This is a genomic window from Erwinia phyllosphaerae, from assembly GCF_019132875.1.
GTDB classification, from domain to species: domain Bacteria; phylum Pseudomonadota; class Gammaproteobacteria; order Enterobacterales; family Enterobacteriaceae; genus Erwinia; species Erwinia phyllosphaerae.
Genome location: NZ_JAHSPF010000004.1, coordinates 1 through 14,594, shown reverse-complemented (window position 1 = coordinate 14,594; position 14,594 = coordinate 1). Strand labels below are relative to the sequence as shown.

Sequence of the window (14,594 nt, the reverse complement as noted above, 5' to 3'; positions counted from 1 at the left end):
GATGAAGGAGCACATCATGAGCGAACAAACAAAAAAATCGTTACTGACCGTTGATTATCCGGCACCTCCGTTCCAGGAACAGCCGCAGCAGGCTCCAGGTCTTGCCAGTAAAATGATCCCACAGCCCGATCATGGTGAAAAAACCTATCGTGGCTCCGGCCGCTTGCAGGGTCGTAAAGCGCTGATCACCGGTGGTGACTCTGGTATCGGCCGTGCGGTGGCTATTGCCTATGCCCGTGAGGGTGCCGACGTGGCTATTGGCTATCTGCCTGAAGAAGAATCAGATGCGGCGGAAGTGATTAAGCTGATTGAAGCAGAAGGTCGTAAAGCCGTTGCGTTGCCGGGCGATATCCGTTCCGAAGAGTTCTGTAAGAAGCTGGTCAGCGATGCCGTAAGCCAGCTGGGCGGCCTTGATATTCTGGTGAATAACGCCGGACGCCAGCAGTACAACGAATCGATCCGTACCCTGAGCACGGAAGATTTTGACGCTACGTTTAAAACCAACGTTTATGCGCTGTTCTGGATCACTAAAGCGGCCGTAGATCATATTCCACGCGGCGGCGCTATCATCAATACCTCTTCCGTACAGGCTTATAGCCCAAGCGCTATCCTGCTGGACTATGCGCAGACCAAAGCTTCTATTGCCGCCTTTACTAAAGCGCTGGCGCAGCAGCTGGGTGAAGAAGGTATTCGTGTTAACGCCGTAGCGCCAGGTCCATACTGGACGCCGCTGCAGTCCAGTGGTGGTCAGCCACAGGAAAAAGTGAAACAGTTCGGCGGTACTGCTCCGCTTGGCCGTCCTGGCCAGCCAGCCGAAATCGCTCCACTGTATGTAACCCTTGCTTCGACTGAAAACAGCTACTCTTCCGGTCAGGTATGGTGTTCCGATGGTGGTACCGGCACGCTGTAATTTAGCGTAGCTGCATACCCTATTGCTTTAGATTTATAAGCAGTTTGAAACCCCCGGCTTGCCGGGGGTTTCTTTTGGGTTGCCTGCTAACTATGCCTGATTTATAACGGCAGAACGTTCTGCGCTCCCCCGCAGCGCTTCTACCGCGCGTGCAAAAAAGTCTTTTTCACCAAAATTTCCCGACTTTAGCGCTAGCGCCAGCGGCTTATCGCCTGGTGAGACCATCGCCGGTACGCCAGTATCAATTTCTTTGCCAATCGTTAACGCAACCAAACCTAACGCGCTGACCACCGCACCCGACGTTTCACCGCCGCCAACCACGATACGGCGCGTGCCCTCGGCCACCAGTTTTTGCGCCGTCTTGCCAAACAGGTTGTCCAGCGCCTCAGCCACCTTTTCACGGCCATACTGTTGCTGAATGCTCTGTACGGCAGCCGGATCGCCAGAAGAGTAAACCAGCGGCGCGTTACCCTGATGTTGATGAATAAAAGCGGTTAGCTGCTCCGGCCCGACGTTGCCTTCCAGTACGTCTCTGACCTCAATTTTCATGACCGGATGGGCTTTTTGATGCTCAAGGATCTGTTGCCGGGTTGCGCCGGAACAGCTGCCAACCAGAATAGCTTCAGGCCCTTCAATAAGCGGCGCACGGGCTTGTTTGCCAGAGGCTCTTCGCTGCGCAATAAAATTATGGGGAAGCGCCAGCGCAATTCCTGACCCGCCGGTAACCAGCCTGGCGCCCTTACAGGCCCGCCCAATCGTCGTAAGATCGTGCTCGCTAATGGCATCAACCACCAGCAAAGTACGCACCGGCTGGTCATTAAGCACTTTTTGCAGCGCGGCACTGCCAGCAACCACCGTTTGCCACGGAATATGCGCAACGCGATTAACGCTTTGCCGTTGCAGTACGCGACGCACGTCCGCATCCTTCATTGGTGTTAGTGGATGATGTTCCATCCCGGATTCGCTAAGCAGGCGATCCTGCACAAACAGATGTCCCTGATACAGCGTACGGCCCAGAGCCGGGAAAGCCGGGCAGATGACCACACTCTGTACCGCCAGCAACTCGGCCAGCGCATCCGTCACCGGGCCAATATTGCCGCTGTCGGTAGAGTCAAACGTGGAGCAGTATTTGAAAACGATCTGTTCACAGCCCTGCTCCAGCAGCCAGCGACAGGCGGCCAGCGCCTGCTCAACCGCGCTGCTGGCCGGAATTGAGCGGCTTTTAAGCGCGATAACGCCTGCTTCAACGTCGGCTGCTGCGGGTTCACAGGGAATACCCGCATACTGTGTGGTTTGCAGGCCGCCCTCGCCGGGCAAGCCTTTCGCCAACGTTACGGCAATATCGCTGGCACCGGTAAAATCATCTGCTATTACGCCAATCAACATAGCTTACCCCTTTGTAGCCAGCACGCTGGCCTTCATTCTTTTTACCGCCGCGTGCGGCGCGGTCAGTACCGGAATATCAACCAGCTGGCGCACGCTGGCCGCCGCGCGCGAGGTAGAGAAATGGGCCAGCATAATGACATCACAATGCTTCAGCTCACGCGCGCGGGCTGCAACCAGACGGTTATGGCTTTCTGCATCACCTTTCTTCAGCAGATCGATAGCGTCGGCCACCAGCAGCGTGGTGAGTTTTGCCGGTGAGCCGTGCTGTGCAACATAGTCGTTAAACTCCTCGGTCATGGTTTCCACCGCCGGGCCAAAGGTTGCGAGCATGCCGATATTTTTCCCCTGGGCTACCGCCTCCATAAACATCGCTTCATTTGGTTTATGTACGGCAATCGGCAGCGTCTGCGCCAGTTGGTCAATGGCTGGCCCAAAAGCGGAACAGGTCACCAGAATACCCTGTGCCTGCATTTCATAGCCGTAGCGGCCCAGCCTGACAAAACGATCGATCATCCCCTCAGAGAGCGTGCTCTCTTTCGCACGATCCAGAGAGAGCCCATCATCCAGCAGGTTAACGGTTTCGGCCTCGGGCCAGACCTCGCTGAAGGCGGTATGAATAGGCGCCATCGCTACCGGCGTGGCGTGGAGTAATACAATTCTGCTCATCCTGATCTCCTGAAAGACATATGCCCGATGAAGTTCAGCAAACGGGCTGAACGGTTATATGCAAATGTAAGGGCTTACAAATGCGGTTGTAAAGTGAAGTTGATCACAGAAAACCGTTCTGTGCTGGCCGAACTGTTATTGAAATGTTAGAAGGTATTAGCCATGATTGAAAGCGCTTACAAAATAAAGTGCGTTATTCGTCATGCTTATTCATGGCGCTGTGTGTTAACCCCTCTACGGAAGCGAGAACGCCTATGACTTCACCTGTTGATTCTTCTTCACTGCACGCCATACCCGGCGCGGCACCGACCGTGGGGAATCCCGCGTTGAAAAAAGTACCGCGTCATTTTCGCGATCTGCTGGCGCTGGACGATTTTGAACGTCATGCTCGTCGCCGACTGCCGGAGATGATTTACCAGTACGTAGCTGGCGGCGTCGAAACGGGACGCGGTATCGCGGGTAATTTTGAAGCCTACCGTCAGTACACTTTTGTCCCGCGCATGTTCCGCGACGTTTCAGGCCGCGATCAGCACACCACGCTGTTTGGCCACGCTTATCACCATCCTTTTGGCGTTGCCCCGCTTGGCGGCGCTTCTTTTGTCGCCTATCAGGCGGATATTGCACTGGCAAAAGCGGCAAAAGCCATGAATGTCCCGATGATCCTTAGCGCCTCTTCGCTGGTAAAACTGGAAGATGTCCACGCGGCCAATCCTGACGCCTGGTTTCAGGCCTATCTGGCGGGCGATCAGCCGCGTATCGATCGCCTGCTGGATCGCGTTGCCGCCGCGGGTTACAGGACGCTGGTGGTCACTGGCGACACGCCAATGCTGGGCAACCGCGAACACAATACCCGCAGCGGCTTCAGCATGCCGATTAAGATCACGCCTAAAGTCGCGCTGCAAAGCGCAATGAACCCGCGCTGGCTATTGGGCACGGTGGCGCAAACTTTCCTGCGTCACGGCGCGCCACACTTTGAAAACACCGATGCGGAACGTGGCCCGCCGATGATGTCGAGCAAAGTACGCAATACCAACGCGCGTGACAAACTCAGCTGGAAACATGTCGAGGCGATTCGCAAAAAATGGAAGGGAAACCTGGTCGTTAAAGGGCTGATGTCGCCGGAGGATGCCTTTATCGCTCGTGATTTGGGCGCGGACGCGGTGATTCTTTCTAACCACGGCGGACGCCAGCTTGATCACACCGTGCCGCCGCTGGTGACGCTCCCTGAAATCGCAGCGAAAAAAGGATCGATGAAGGTCATCATCGACAGCGGCATCCGGCGCGGTACTGACGTAATGAAAGCGATGGCGCTGGGTGCGGACTTCGTTTTTCTGGGCAGGCCTTTTTTGTATGGCGCGGTCATTGGCGGCCAGGCTGGCGTGGAACACGCCATGCATATTCTACGTGACGAGATCGATCGCGATCTGGCGCTGATTGGCGTGCGAACGCCGGGCGAACTCGATGCCAGCTACCTACGAAAAATAAGCTAAAAGGAAAACGTGATGAAAGAGAGTACACTCCGCCTGTTTAGCGTACTGGCGATACGCGCGCCCTTTGTCGGGCTGGAAAAAAACTGGCAAAGCACACACAGCAACCTGCCGCTGGCTATCGACTGGAATCCGACCTCCGTGATTGAGAAAAAGATTGCCGCAGGTGAAACGGCAGATGCCGTAATCGTGACTGCTGAAGCGATGGACAAACTGATTGCAGGGGGTTATGTCGCGGCCAGCAGCCGGGTTGAGCTGGTGGACTCGCCGCTGGGGCTGGCCATGCTGCGCGATGCCGTCGCGCCCGATATCAGCAACGTGGCCGCTTTTAAGCAGGCATTGCTACAGGCAAAATCCGTGGCCTACTCGCTGGGCGGCGCAAGCGGCATCTATTTTCAAAAGCTGTTGAAAGAACTGGCTATTGAGCAGGAGATCAACGCGCGCGCCACTACCATTAACGAAGGTTTCACTGCCGCTCAGCTGCTGGATGGAACAGCGGATATTGCCGTGCAGCAGATAAGCGAACTGCTGATGGTCGAAGGCATCAAAGTCATCGGCCCGCTGCCGGAAGGCGCGCAGAAAATACTCTCCTTTTCCGGCGGCGTGTTTACCCGGGCAGCAAGGCCACAGCAGGCTGCCGCCCTGCTCGATTTTCTGCGTTCGCCGGAAGCGATGCAGGCTTTTAACGCCTGGGGGCTGACGGCGCGCGTTTGATTAGCGGATGGCGGCACGGGGCGCAGAGCCGGTGCTGCCACGCACGATCAGTTCCGGTTGCAGCAGCGTCTGCCGCGCGGCAGGCTCGCCATTGAGCGTGGCCAGCAGATAGTCGGCGGCAATCTCGCCAATGCGATCCAGCTCCACCCGCATGGTGGTCAGAGGATGTTCCAGATGTTCGGCATATTCATAGTCGTTGAAGCCGGTAATCGAAATATCGCCAGGGATACGCAGATAGCGCTCGCTGGCCGCACGCATCGCTCCAAACGCCAGCAGATCGTTACCGCAGATAACCGCCGTCGGCGGATGCGGCCCGTCCAGCAGCCGGAACATCGCTTGACGCGCCTGGTTCATGGTAAACGCGCAGTTAATGAGATTGGCTTCATGCAGGTTCAGCCCGGCTGCTGCCAGCGCCTGCCGCGTGCCGGTCAGGCGATCCGAAACGCGATCGTTTGATGGCGGCGTACCGACAATCACGCCAAACGTTTTATGACCCAGCGCCAGCAAATGCGTCGTTAACACGCCTGCGGCCTGCTCGTTATCGTAGCCTACGCCAGGGTAGCGCTCATCCACGGAAAACGTCTGTATACAGGGAATAGCCTGCTGCTCAATCCGCTCCCACAGGCGCGGATGGTGGCTGTTGCCCACCAGCATCAGCGCATCAATACCGTACTCCACCAGCTTGTTAACTTCTTTCAGCTCGGTATCGGGATCAAAATCTGAATTTGCCAGCAGCAGGGTATAGCCAGACTGGTGAATTTTCTGCTGGAAGGCGGCCAGCGGGCGGGAAAAGGTTTCCGTCGCCAGCGTTGGCACCACTGCGCCAATAGACATACTACGGCGCGAAGCCAGCGTGCGGGCAGCCCGGTTAATCACATAGCCCAGCTCTTCACAGGCTCGTTCTACCGCCTCCCGGCGCGACTGGCGCACCGTGGCGCTGCCGTTCAGCACTCTTGATACCGTGGCGGTGGATACGCCCGCCAGAAGGGCAACATCTTCCAGCGATACGCGGCCAGACAGCGCAGGCTTATCGGACATCTTCAGACTCCAGAGTGAAATTAGTGATACCGCCCACAAAATTCGCAGACAGATAAAAAGCCAAATTGAAAGCGCTTACTTTTTACTTGACTGAATTTTGTAATCGCTTACTTTTAACATCATATTATCAGAAACCGCAGAAATTTTACCAAACCATAACAATCGCCCGGACCTTGCCGTCCGGAAAAGCATCGGGATAATAAAGGAATTCAGTATGCGTAGATACCCACGAATCCGCTGGCTGATGATAGCGTTCTGCTTTTTCGCCATCGCCATCAACTATATCGATCGTATCAATCTGGCTATTGCCGCGCCCCATATTAAAAAAGATCTTGGCCTGGATGACACCAGCATGGGGCTGATTTTAGGCGCTTTTTTCTGGACCTATGCGTTAATGCAGATCCCCGCAGGCCGGCTGATTGACCGGATGGGCGCGCGCGCCGGTCTGGCCATTGCCGTTGGCTGGTGGTCGCTGTTCACCGTCTTTACCGCCTTTGGTCGGGGCTTCACCTCTATATTCCTCTCGCGCCTGATGTTGGGGCTGGGCGAGTCGGGCGGTAATCCGGGCTGTGCAAAAGTGGTCTACTCCTGGTTTGCGAAAAAAGAGCGAGCTACCGCCAGCGGTATTTTTGATGCCGGGCCGCGCGCGGGCAGCGCCCTTGCCCTGCCGCTGGTCGGCTGGCTAATCAGCACCTGGGGATGGGAAACCTCTTTTGTCGTCACCGGCGCGTTAGGCCTGGTCTGGGTAGCCATCTGGCTGCTGTTCTACCGCGAACCGGAAAAAATGAAAAATGTGCAGGAGGATGAGCGTCAAAACCTGCTGGCCGACCGTGGCGCGCAAGCGCAGGGTAAAGGCGAAAAGGTTAATATTCTCGGCCTGTTCCGCTACCGCACGGTATGGGGAATGATGATTGGCTTTTTTTGCATGAACTTTGCCACCTACTTTTTTGTGACCTGGTTCCCGACCTATCTGACCATGGCGCACGGCTTCTCGCTCAAAGAGCTGGGCACGCTGGGCGCTATTCCCGCGCTGATGGGTATTCCCGGCAGTCTGCTGGGCGGTATCACCTCGGACTGGCTCTATCGCAAAGGTTTCTCGCTTACCACGGCCCGCAAATCCTGTTTAATTGCCGGGATGCTGCTCTCCTCCGTGATCGCCTTTGCGGCCTTTACCAATAGCGTCGCGCTGATCCTGACGCTTTTCTCACTGACCTACGCCGGTCTGGCCTTCACCGCCGCCAATATCTGGACGTTACCGGCGGACGTCGCACCCCATTCAGGCTATGTCGGCACGCTCGGCGGCATCCAGAATTTCGCCGGTAATCTGGCCGGTATCGTTACCGCTTCCTTTACCGGCCTGATGCTGACCCTCAGCCACGGCTCTTTCGTGGTGCCGCTGCTGGTGGCCGGCGGTATCTGCCTGTTCGGCGCGCTTAACTTCATGTTCATAATGGGTAAAGTTGAGCCGCTGGCGATCAAAGAAGTGAATACGATTGGCGCAGCCGCTGCCGATTCTGATGTTTAACGCGAGTAAGCCGGAGAGAAAAATGGAACAACAGCTACGCGAAGAGATCTGTCAGGCGGGCCAGAGCCTGTATGCACGAGGCTATACCGTCGGCACCGCCGGAAATATCAGCGCCCGCCTGGAGGATGGCTGGCTGATTACGCCAACCGACGCCTGTCTGGGGCGGTTGCAACCACAGCAGATTGCAAAGGTCAGCCGCACGGGCGAGTGGCTGTCCGGCGATAAGCCATCCAAAACGCTGCTGCTGCACCGCCAGGTTTACGATCGTAATCCGCAAGTTCACGCTGTGGTGCATACTCATTCCACCAACCTGGTGGGATTGACGCTGGAAGGCGTCTGGCAAACAGACAGTATCCTTCCGCCGATCACCCCTTACCAGGTGATGAAAGTGGGTCGCATTCCGCTGATTGGCTATTGCCGGCCCGGCGCACCGCAGGTTGCACAACAGGTCGCCACGCTGGCCTGCGAAGTTCGCGGCGTCATGCTCGAACGGCTTGGCCCGGTGGTCTGGGGGGCTTCTGTATTGACCGCCTGTTTTGCGCTGGAAGAGCTGGAGGAGACCGCCAGGTTATGGCGGCAGGCGGTAAGCAAACCCCAGCCGCTGGCGGATAGCGATGTAGCGGAACTTTGCGAGGTCTTTTCCACCCGCTGGTAACAAACTTCTCTCCCCTACAAAGGAAATAATAATGAAAAAAATCTGTGGCATGCTGCTCTCGCTGGCGGCTTTGGCAGGCTCGGCAGAGGCGCAAAGCCTGGTCTATGTCTCTAACGCCGACAGCGGCACCGTTACCGGCTATCAGCTGGATAAAAGCAAAAAAGCGCTGGTGCCGATTGGCAGCTTTCCGGCTGGTGCAAAAGCAATGTCCTCCGTGGTTTCACCCGATAAAAAAATGCTGTATGTCTCCGTGCGCAGCAAACCTTATAGCGTCGTGGCGTATCATATTCAGCCCGACGGGCAGCTGGTTAAAGCCAGCCAGTCGCCGCTGCCGGAAAGCATGGCTTACCTTTCTACCGACAGACAGGGACATTTTTTACTGAGCGCGTCCTACGGCGGCGATCTGTTTAGCATCAACCGCATTGATAGCGACGGTAAAGTTGAAGCCAAACCGGTGCAGATTGTCCATACCGGTAAACGCGCGCATGCGATTCAGGTCGATCCCTCTAACCACTTCCTGTTTGTCACTTTATTGGGTGCCGATCAGCTTTTGCAGTATCGCTTTGATGCGGCCAGCGGCAAGGTAACGCCAAACGATCCGCCGTTTGTAAATATTCAAAGCGAAGCCGCAACCGGCCCACGACATTTTGTTATTGCGCCCAATACCGATAAACAGGGTAAACGCAGCGTCTATATTTTGACGGAGATGGCGGGCAATATCAGCCAGCTGACGCTCAACGCTAACGGCACCACGACGCCAGCTACTGTAGTCAATTCCGTTTCGCCACAGGAAGATATGCAGCGTGGTGAAGCACGACCGTTAACCGGCGATGACGATTTGCCGCCTTCCCACAAGCCGCGTATCTGGCAGGCGGATATCCATCTCACCCCGGACGGGCGTTTCCTTTACTCGACGGAGCGCACCAGCAGTACCCTTTCTTCTTTTTCCGTCAGCCCGGACGATGGGCATCTGACCTGGCTGAGCAGCATTAAAACAGAGCAGCAGCCGCGCGGCTTTGCCATTGATAACAGTGGTCAGTTTCTGATTGAGTCCGGACAAAAATCAACGCAGCTTTCCCTTTATACCATTGATAAATCAACCGGCGCGCTGTCGCTGGCGGGCCGCTATCCCACCGGAAAAGGCGCTAACTGGGTGACGCTGGTCGAGTAATTTAATGCCGGGCCGGATGGCCCGGCCTGGCAGGCAATAACTGGAGACTTTATGAAACGCACACACCCCCTACTTTCCGTGCTCTGTGCCACGGGCCTGTTCACGCTTGCGGCTTCCCCCGCGGTCAGCGCGGCGGAAAAAGTGGTCGCAACTAATCTGGAGCCGCTGCATCACGTCATCTTGGAAAACCAGTACGTTACCGTCATGCGCGTAATGATCCGTCCGGGCCAGTCCACGCTGTTCCATGAACAGCATCTTGACTATGTGAACACCCATATCGACGGCAGCCTGGTACGCAGCGCCTATCCCGATAAACCGGCTAAAGATTCCGAGATGAAAAGCGGCAACGTGAAGTTTGGCGCGCATCAGGATAAGTCCGAAACCGATAAAGTCACCAATACCGGCACCACGCTGAATCATCAGGTCGCTTTTGAAATCAAGCAGCATGGCCCGCAAAACTTCGGCGGCGCGTCTCGTCCCGCTAATGCCGCCTTCCAGCAGGTGCTGGATCAAAAAACGGTCAAAGGCTGGAAGGTTACGCTGCAACCGGGCGAAAGTACCACGCTCTACACCCAACACGGACCTGGCGTACGGGTTTTCTTTACCGAAGGCCGCCTGCTGACCTCGATTCCCGGCCAGCCGAACCGCAATAAAGAAGTCTGGCTGCATCGCGGCGATGCCGTACTGACCCAGCCAGGCGAAGTCGAGTTGACCAACGGTGGTGAAACGCCGCTGATTTTCAACGATTACGAACTGCTTTAAGGCCAGCCCCGTAGATTAAGCGCCGGACTTATCACTGTTAATCTTACAGGCCGCCTGCCAGCGGGCGGCCCGCCCGGGATTTACCCATGGATGCGGCTTTTTACATTATAAAAATAACTTTTTCTTTATTTTACAGGAGCATGTCAAGTGAGACGCTATTGTCGATCCTGGACGATGAGCCTGATCCTTATGACCGGAATGGCGTCCGCTACCTCGCCTGATTCCGCTGATAAAGATCTTATCGCCGCGGGAAAATATCTGGCTACGGCTGCCGACTGTGGTGCCTGCCATAGCTCGCCTCTTCAGGGCGCCCCCATGGCCGGCGGCTACGGCATCCATTCTCCGCTGGGCACTATCTATGCCAGCAATATCACGCCTTCGAAACGTTATGGCATTGGCGATTACAGCGAACAGGAATTTGCGCGCGCGGTCAGGGAAGGCATTGATAAGCAGGGTCATCATCTTTACCCGGCCATGCCTTATACCGCCTATAACAAAATTAGCGATAAAGATATTCATGCGCTTTATCGCTATTTTATGCAGGGCGTCGCGCCGGTGGACGTTGCCGCGCCGCAAACGCATCTGCCTTTTCCGTTCAGCATTCGCGCTTCTATGGCGGTCTGGAATCTGCTGTTCGCTGACGACCAGCGCTTTGTGCCTGCAACGGGCAAATCGGCTGAGGTTAATCGTGGAGATTACCTGGTTAATGCGCTGGCGCACTGCGATACCTGCCACTCACCGCGTAATTTTCTGATGGCTCAGCAAAACGATCGCGCTTTTTCCGGTAGCAGCCTGGGCAGCTGGTACGCGCCCAATATTACCCCAGCACAAAACGGCATCGGCAGCTGGAGCAGCGCCGAGCTGGTGCAGTATCTGAAAACCGGCCATATCGCGAAAGCTCAGGCAGCCGGGCCAATGGCGGAAGCCGTTGAGCACAGTTTCCAGTACCTGAGCGATACGGATATCCGGGCAATGGTCGCTTACCTGCGCCAGTTACCGGTCGTCAACACCGACAGTGCCCGGCCACGCGATGGTTTTGGCCAGGCCTCCGATGCCGAACAGCGGCTACGCGGACAGACGGCAGAAACGGACGCAGGCTGGCAGGTGTTCAGCGGCAGCTGCGCCAACTGCCACCAGCCCGAAGGTCAGGGCAATACGCGCTACCCCTCTCTGTTTCATAACAGTGCTACCGGTGCCGGGCAGCCCGATAACCTGGTTGCCGCTATTTTATTTGGCGTGCAGCGTACGGTTAATGGCGAGAGCGTAGCCATGCCTGCTTTTGGCCCGGACGCCGATTTCGCCAACCGGCTAAGCGATCGGCAGATTGCCGACGTCAGTAACTACGTCCTGAAGAATTTTGGTAATCCGGCCGTTACCGTTACCGCTGAACGCGTCAAAAAACTGCGCGAAGGTGGTGATACGCCGTTACTGATTAAGCTAACACAACCATCCGTGCTGATTTCTTTCGCTGTCATCATTGTGATAGCGCCAGGTATCTTCTTTATCCGCCGAAAAAGGAGGCTATATGCAGCCAGATAACCTGAGCCGTCGCCGCTTACTTAAAGGCATGGCGGCGCTGTCGGTAAGCGCCCTCTGCGCCACCTTATTCCCCGGGCGTCTGGCCGCTCAACCCGTGGCATCTGCGGATTTTACAGCCGTTTCTGAGTTTCTGGTCAGCCGTGCCGTCAGTGCGGTACTCAGCCAGCGTTATTACGCCGCCTTAGCGCATCACCACGCTGATTTTCCGCAGCGGCTGGCGGCACTGGCAGATTATCTGCGCGCGCAACGTTTCCCGCATGTTGATGACTTTTTGCAGGCGACAGCCATGGCATCGCCCTTGTTCCAGACCGCCTCGCTGATTATCGGCAGCTGGTATACGGGCGTGGTCGGCGACGGTGCCAACAGCGAGCTGATCGCCTACGCCGACGCGCTGATGTATCAACCTACGCGCGGCATTCTGGTCGTGCCCACTTATGGCAGCGGCCCGGATTCCTGGGGCAACAATCCCGACACACACCCTTCAGGGAGGTCAGTATGAAAGTGGATGCAGATGTGATTGTTATTGGTTCTGGCGTCATGGGTGGACTGGTCGCCACGCAGCTGGCAAAAGCGGGAAAATCAGTGATTATTGTGGAAGCCGGGCCGCGTATCAAACGACAGGATATTGTTGAACGCTTTCGCAACTCGCCTTTTAAGATGTCCCTGACCAATATGAAACTGCAGGGCGTTGGCTCGCCCTATCCCGACCTGCCGCACGTGCCCTCTACCTATGGCGACTATCTTCAGCAAAGCGGCCCGGTAAAATATCCTACAAAATATCTGCGCGTAGTGGGCGGCACAACCTGGCATTTTGGTTCCGCTTTATGGCGCATGATCCCAAACGATTTCAAACTGCAAAGTCTGTATGGCCGTGGTCGCGACTGGCCTTTTGGCTATGAGGAGCTTGAACCCTGGTATGGCAAAGCGGAGCAGGAGTTGGGGGTTTCCGGCATGGATGGTCAGGATGAAAGCGGACACGGCGGCGAAGCCTGGCCACCGCGCTCAACGCCGTTTCCGATGAAAGGTCTGGAGCCGAGCTATCTGTTTAAAAGGCTCTCTGAACTCCTGGGCAAAGGCGGCTATAACCCGGTAATGGAGCCTAACGGCCGGGCAACGCGTCCTTATGGCCAGCGCCCGGCGTGCGCTGGCAACAATAACTGCAACCCGGTCTGCCCGATTGCCGCTAAATATGATGGCTCAATGCATATTGATGAGGCGGAAAGGCACGGCGCAAGATTACTGGATAATTCGGTGGTTTATAAAATTGAAGCGGACGACAGCGGGAAAATTAGCGGCATCTGGTATCGCAAACCCGACGGTTCTGACCATCATCTGACCGCTAACTATTTTGTGCTGGCCGCCTACGGCATTGAGTCGCCCAAGCTGCTGCTCATGTCCAGCTCTGAACGCTATCCCCGCGGCGTGGCGAATGGTTCCGATCAGGTGGGCCGCAATCTGATGGGCCATACCGGTATCAGCATGAACGTCATGATGAACGAAGACGTCTGGCCTGGCCAGGGACCTACCGAACTGCTGGTATATCTGAATAATCGCGATGGTGATTTCCGCAAAGATTTCCCCAGTTATAAAATTAAGGTACGTAATACAGTACCGACTGCGGATTATGCCGCTTCATTAATTGCCAAAGGCGTATTGGGTTCCAGGCTGGATGAGCAATTAAAGCTGATGTCAGCCCGATCGCTTAATTTTGCCATCGACTTTGAAACATTACCTTTAGCAGAAAACCGCATTATCCCCAGTAAAAATAAAAAAGATGCGATAGGCCTTCCGGTACCGGAAATCTATTATAGCGTAACCGATTACTGGCATGCCGGGAAAGCTCAGGGGTTAAGAGACTTTGATAATTTCGCTCAATTGCTAAATGCAAAAATATCAAAAATTGATACGAGCTATCAGGATCGACAGCATATTATGGGTACCACGATTATGGGTGACAACCCGAGAGATTCGGTCGTTAACCGTCATTGCCAGAGCCACGATCACCCTAACCTGTTTATCGCCGGAACCAGCGTGATGCCCTCCGCATCCTGCATGAATCCCACGCTTACCGGCGCGGCGTTAAGCCTGCGGCTTGCTGACTATATGCTGAAAACAGTTAAAGTTTGATGTTACGCATTAGCGTTATCGCTATTCATTTCGGCAGGCGAATTTTAGCCTGCCTTTTTATTATTCTCTTTTATTTTTATTACGCGTTCGCCTGGTATAATTATGCGATGCATCTCTGAAAAAAAATGCAACTTACATAAAACTAACGCCAGGCTGGAACGAGCTTCAAATACTCGAAAATAAACCCCCGTTTTCATGCCGCGATCGTTCTTTTCCTGTTTTTTTTCTCACCGCAGCGGCGTAATATCAGCCGCAAGGAAGAAATGGAGTATTGTCTATGTACCAGGAAAAAAGTCTGCAAAGAAACATGCCGCCCTTTTCTGGCCAGGAATTTATCGACAGGGCTAATAGCGTCAACGGGAGAGTAGCGCAAATGGATAAAAGGATTAACCGTTTTGAACGGCTTGCACAGGATACGCATCAGATAAAGATCGATCTGGCCGTCCTGACCACTCGCTTTGATTCACTGGATAGTCGGGCGGATACCTTTGCAACCAGAAACGATGTCGTTGAGCTGACGGCGAGTCTGGATAACTGCGCGACAAAAAGCGATTTTAATGAGCTGGCGGCGCGTCTGGATAACTGCGCGACAAAAAGCGATTTCACTGAGCTGG

At 55.3% G+C, this 14,594-nt stretch carries 14 protein-coding genes; 11 read left to right on the top strand and 3 right to left on the bottom strand.

Features of this window, described 5'->3' with window-relative positions; all coding sequences use genetic code 11:
* Positions 1-16: 16 nt before the first annotated feature.
* The gene (locus KUE00_RS08410; protein WP_246759325.1) at positions 17-910 is read left to right on the top strand and encodes an SDR family oxidoreductase; all 894 of its coding nucleotides are present in this window, start codon (positions 17-19) and stop codon (positions 908-910) included.
* A 90-nt stretch (positions 911-1,000) separates the two neighbouring features.
* Here KUE00_RS08410 and otnK read toward each other — a convergent pair whose 3' ends face one another.
* Both otnK and KUE00_RS08400 read right to left on the bottom strand, forming a co-directional pair.
* The gene (gene otnK, locus KUE00_RS08405; protein WP_246759324.1) at positions 1,001-2,296 is read right to left on the bottom strand and encodes a 3-oxo-tetronate kinase; all 1,296 of its coding nucleotides are present in this window, start codon (positions 2,294-2,296) and stop codon (positions 1,001-1,003) included.
* Positions 2,297-2,299: 3 nt separating this feature from the next.
* Complete coding sequence (locus KUE00_RS08400) at positions 2,300-2,962, bottom strand: aspartate/glutamate racemase family protein (protein WP_246759323.1); 663 nt, start codon at positions 2,960-2,962, stop codon at positions 2,300-2,302.
* 254 nt (positions 2,963-3,216) lie between these two features.
* Here KUE00_RS08400 and KUE00_RS08395 point away from each other — a divergent pair, with 254 nt between their 5' ends.
* Positions 3,217-4,452 carry an alpha-hydroxy acid oxidase gene (locus tag KUE00_RS08395; protein ID WP_246759322.1) on the top strand — a complete coding sequence of 412 codons (1,236 nt, stop codon included), beginning with the start codon at positions 3,217-3,219 and terminating at the stop codon, positions 4,450-4,452.
* A gap of 12 nt (positions 4,453-4,464) precedes the next feature.
* Positions 4,465-5,163, top strand: coding sequence for a molybdate ABC transporter substrate-binding protein (locus tag KUE00_RS08390; RefSeq protein WP_246759320.1), 699 nt, complete (start codon positions 4,465-4,467; stop codon positions 5,161-5,163).
* Here the strand turns inward: KUE00_RS08390 and KUE00_RS08385 are convergent, their stop codons facing one another.
* A complete protein-coding gene (locus tag KUE00_RS08385) occupies positions 5,164-6,201 on the bottom strand; it encodes a LacI family DNA-binding transcriptional regulator (protein ID WP_246759319.1) in 1,038 nt (345 codons plus the stop codon).
* A 214-nt stretch (positions 6,202-6,415) separates the two neighbouring features.
* On the opposite strand from KUE00_RS08385, the gene KUE00_RS08380 reads away from it, so the two are divergent.
* From KUE00_RS08380 to KUE00_RS08345, 8 genes are all read left to right on the top strand, one after another.
* Complete coding sequence (locus KUE00_RS08380) at positions 6,416-7,726, top strand: MFS transporter (RefSeq protein ID WP_246759318.1); 1,311 nt, start codon at positions 6,416-6,418, stop codon at positions 7,724-7,726.
* A gap of 22 nt (positions 7,727-7,748) precedes the next feature.
* Positions 7,749-8,381, top strand: a complete 633-nt coding sequence (otnC, locus tag KUE00_RS08375; RefSeq protein WP_246759317.1) for a 3-oxo-tetronate 4-phosphate decarboxylase — start codon at positions 7,749-7,751, stop codon at positions 8,379-8,381.
* Positions 8,382-8,412: 31 nt separating this feature from the next.
* Positions 8,413-9,552: a lactonase family protein gene (locus KUE00_RS08370; RefSeq protein WP_246759316.1), complete on the top strand. Its 1,140-nt coding sequence runs from the start codon at positions 8,413-8,415 to the stop codon at positions 9,550-9,552.
* A gap of 51 nt (positions 9,553-9,603) precedes the next feature.
* The gene (locus KUE00_RS08365; protein WP_246759315.1) at positions 9,604-10,314 is read left to right on the top strand and encodes a hypothetical protein; all 711 of its coding nucleotides are present in this window, start codon (positions 9,604-9,606) and stop codon (positions 10,312-10,314) included.
* A gap of 147 nt (positions 10,315-10,461) precedes the next feature.
* Positions 10,462-11,853: a c-type cytochrome gene (locus KUE00_RS08360; RefSeq protein WP_425523571.1), complete on the top strand. Its 1,392-nt coding sequence runs from the start codon at positions 10,462-10,464 to the stop codon at positions 11,851-11,853.
* On the top strand, positions 11,840-12,352 hold the full coding sequence (locus tag KUE00_RS08355) for a sorbitol dehydrogenase family protein (RefSeq protein ID WP_246759314.1): 513 nt from the start codon (positions 11,840-11,842) through the stop codon (positions 12,350-12,352). The genes KUE00_RS08360 and KUE00_RS08355 overlap by 14 nt, the downstream gene beginning before the upstream one ends.
* Positions 12,349-13,980 carry a GMC family oxidoreductase gene (locus KUE00_RS08350; protein ID WP_246759313.1) on the top strand — a complete coding sequence of 544 codons (1,632 nt, stop codon included), beginning with the start codon at positions 12,349-12,351 and terminating at the stop codon, positions 13,978-13,980. The genes KUE00_RS08355 and KUE00_RS08350 overlap by 4 nt, the downstream gene beginning before the upstream one ends.
* Positions 13,981-14,257: 277 nt before the next feature.
* On the top strand, positions 14,258-14,594 hold a 337-nt coding region (locus KUE00_RS08345; protein ID WP_246759312.1), incomplete at its 3' end, for a hypothetical protein.

Bases quoted from the DNA above. Each gene is read 5' to 3' on its own strand.
- KUE00_RS08410 (WP_246759325.1), top strand. From the start codon at position 17: ATGAGCGAACAAACAAAAAAATCGTTACTGACCGTTGATTATCCGGCA.
- otnK (WP_246759324.1), bottom strand. From the start codon at position 2,296: ATGTTGATTGGCGTAATAGCAGATGATTTTACCGGTGCCAGCGATATT.
- KUE00_RS08400 (WP_246759323.1), bottom strand. From the start codon at position 2,962: ATGAGCAGAATTGTATTACTCCACGCCACGCCGGTAGCGATGGCGCCT.
- KUE00_RS08395 (WP_246759322.1), top strand. From the start codon at position 3,217: ATGACTTCACCTGTTGATTCTTCTTCACTGCACGCCATACCCGGCGCG.
- KUE00_RS08390 (WP_246759320.1), top strand. From the start codon at position 4,465: ATGAAAGAGAGTACACTCCGCCTGTTTAGCGTACTGGCGATACGCGCG.
- KUE00_RS08385 (WP_246759319.1), bottom strand. From the start codon at position 6,201: ATGTCCGATAAGCCTGCGCTGTCTGGCCGCGTATCGCTGGAAGATGTT.
- KUE00_RS08380 (WP_246759318.1), top strand. From the start codon at position 6,416: ATGCGTAGATACCCACGAATCCGCTGGCTGATGATAGCGTTCTGCTTT.
- otnC (WP_246759317.1), top strand. From the start codon at position 7,749: ATGGAACAACAGCTACGCGAAGAGATCTGTCAGGCGGGCCAGAGCCTG.
- KUE00_RS08370 (WP_246759316.1), top strand. From the start codon at position 8,413: ATGAAAAAAATCTGTGGCATGCTGCTCTCGCTGGCGGCTTTGGCAGGC.
- KUE00_RS08365 (WP_246759315.1), top strand. From the start codon at position 9,604: ATGAAACGCACACACCCCCTACTTTCCGTGCTCTGTGCCACGGGCCTG.
- KUE00_RS08355 (WP_246759314.1), top strand. From the start codon at position 11,840: ATGCAGCCAGATAACCTGAGCCGTCGCCGCTTACTTAAAGGCATGGCG.
- KUE00_RS08350 (WP_246759313.1), top strand. From the start codon at position 12,349: ATGAAAGTGGATGCAGATGTGATTGTTATTGGTTCTGGCGTCATGGGT.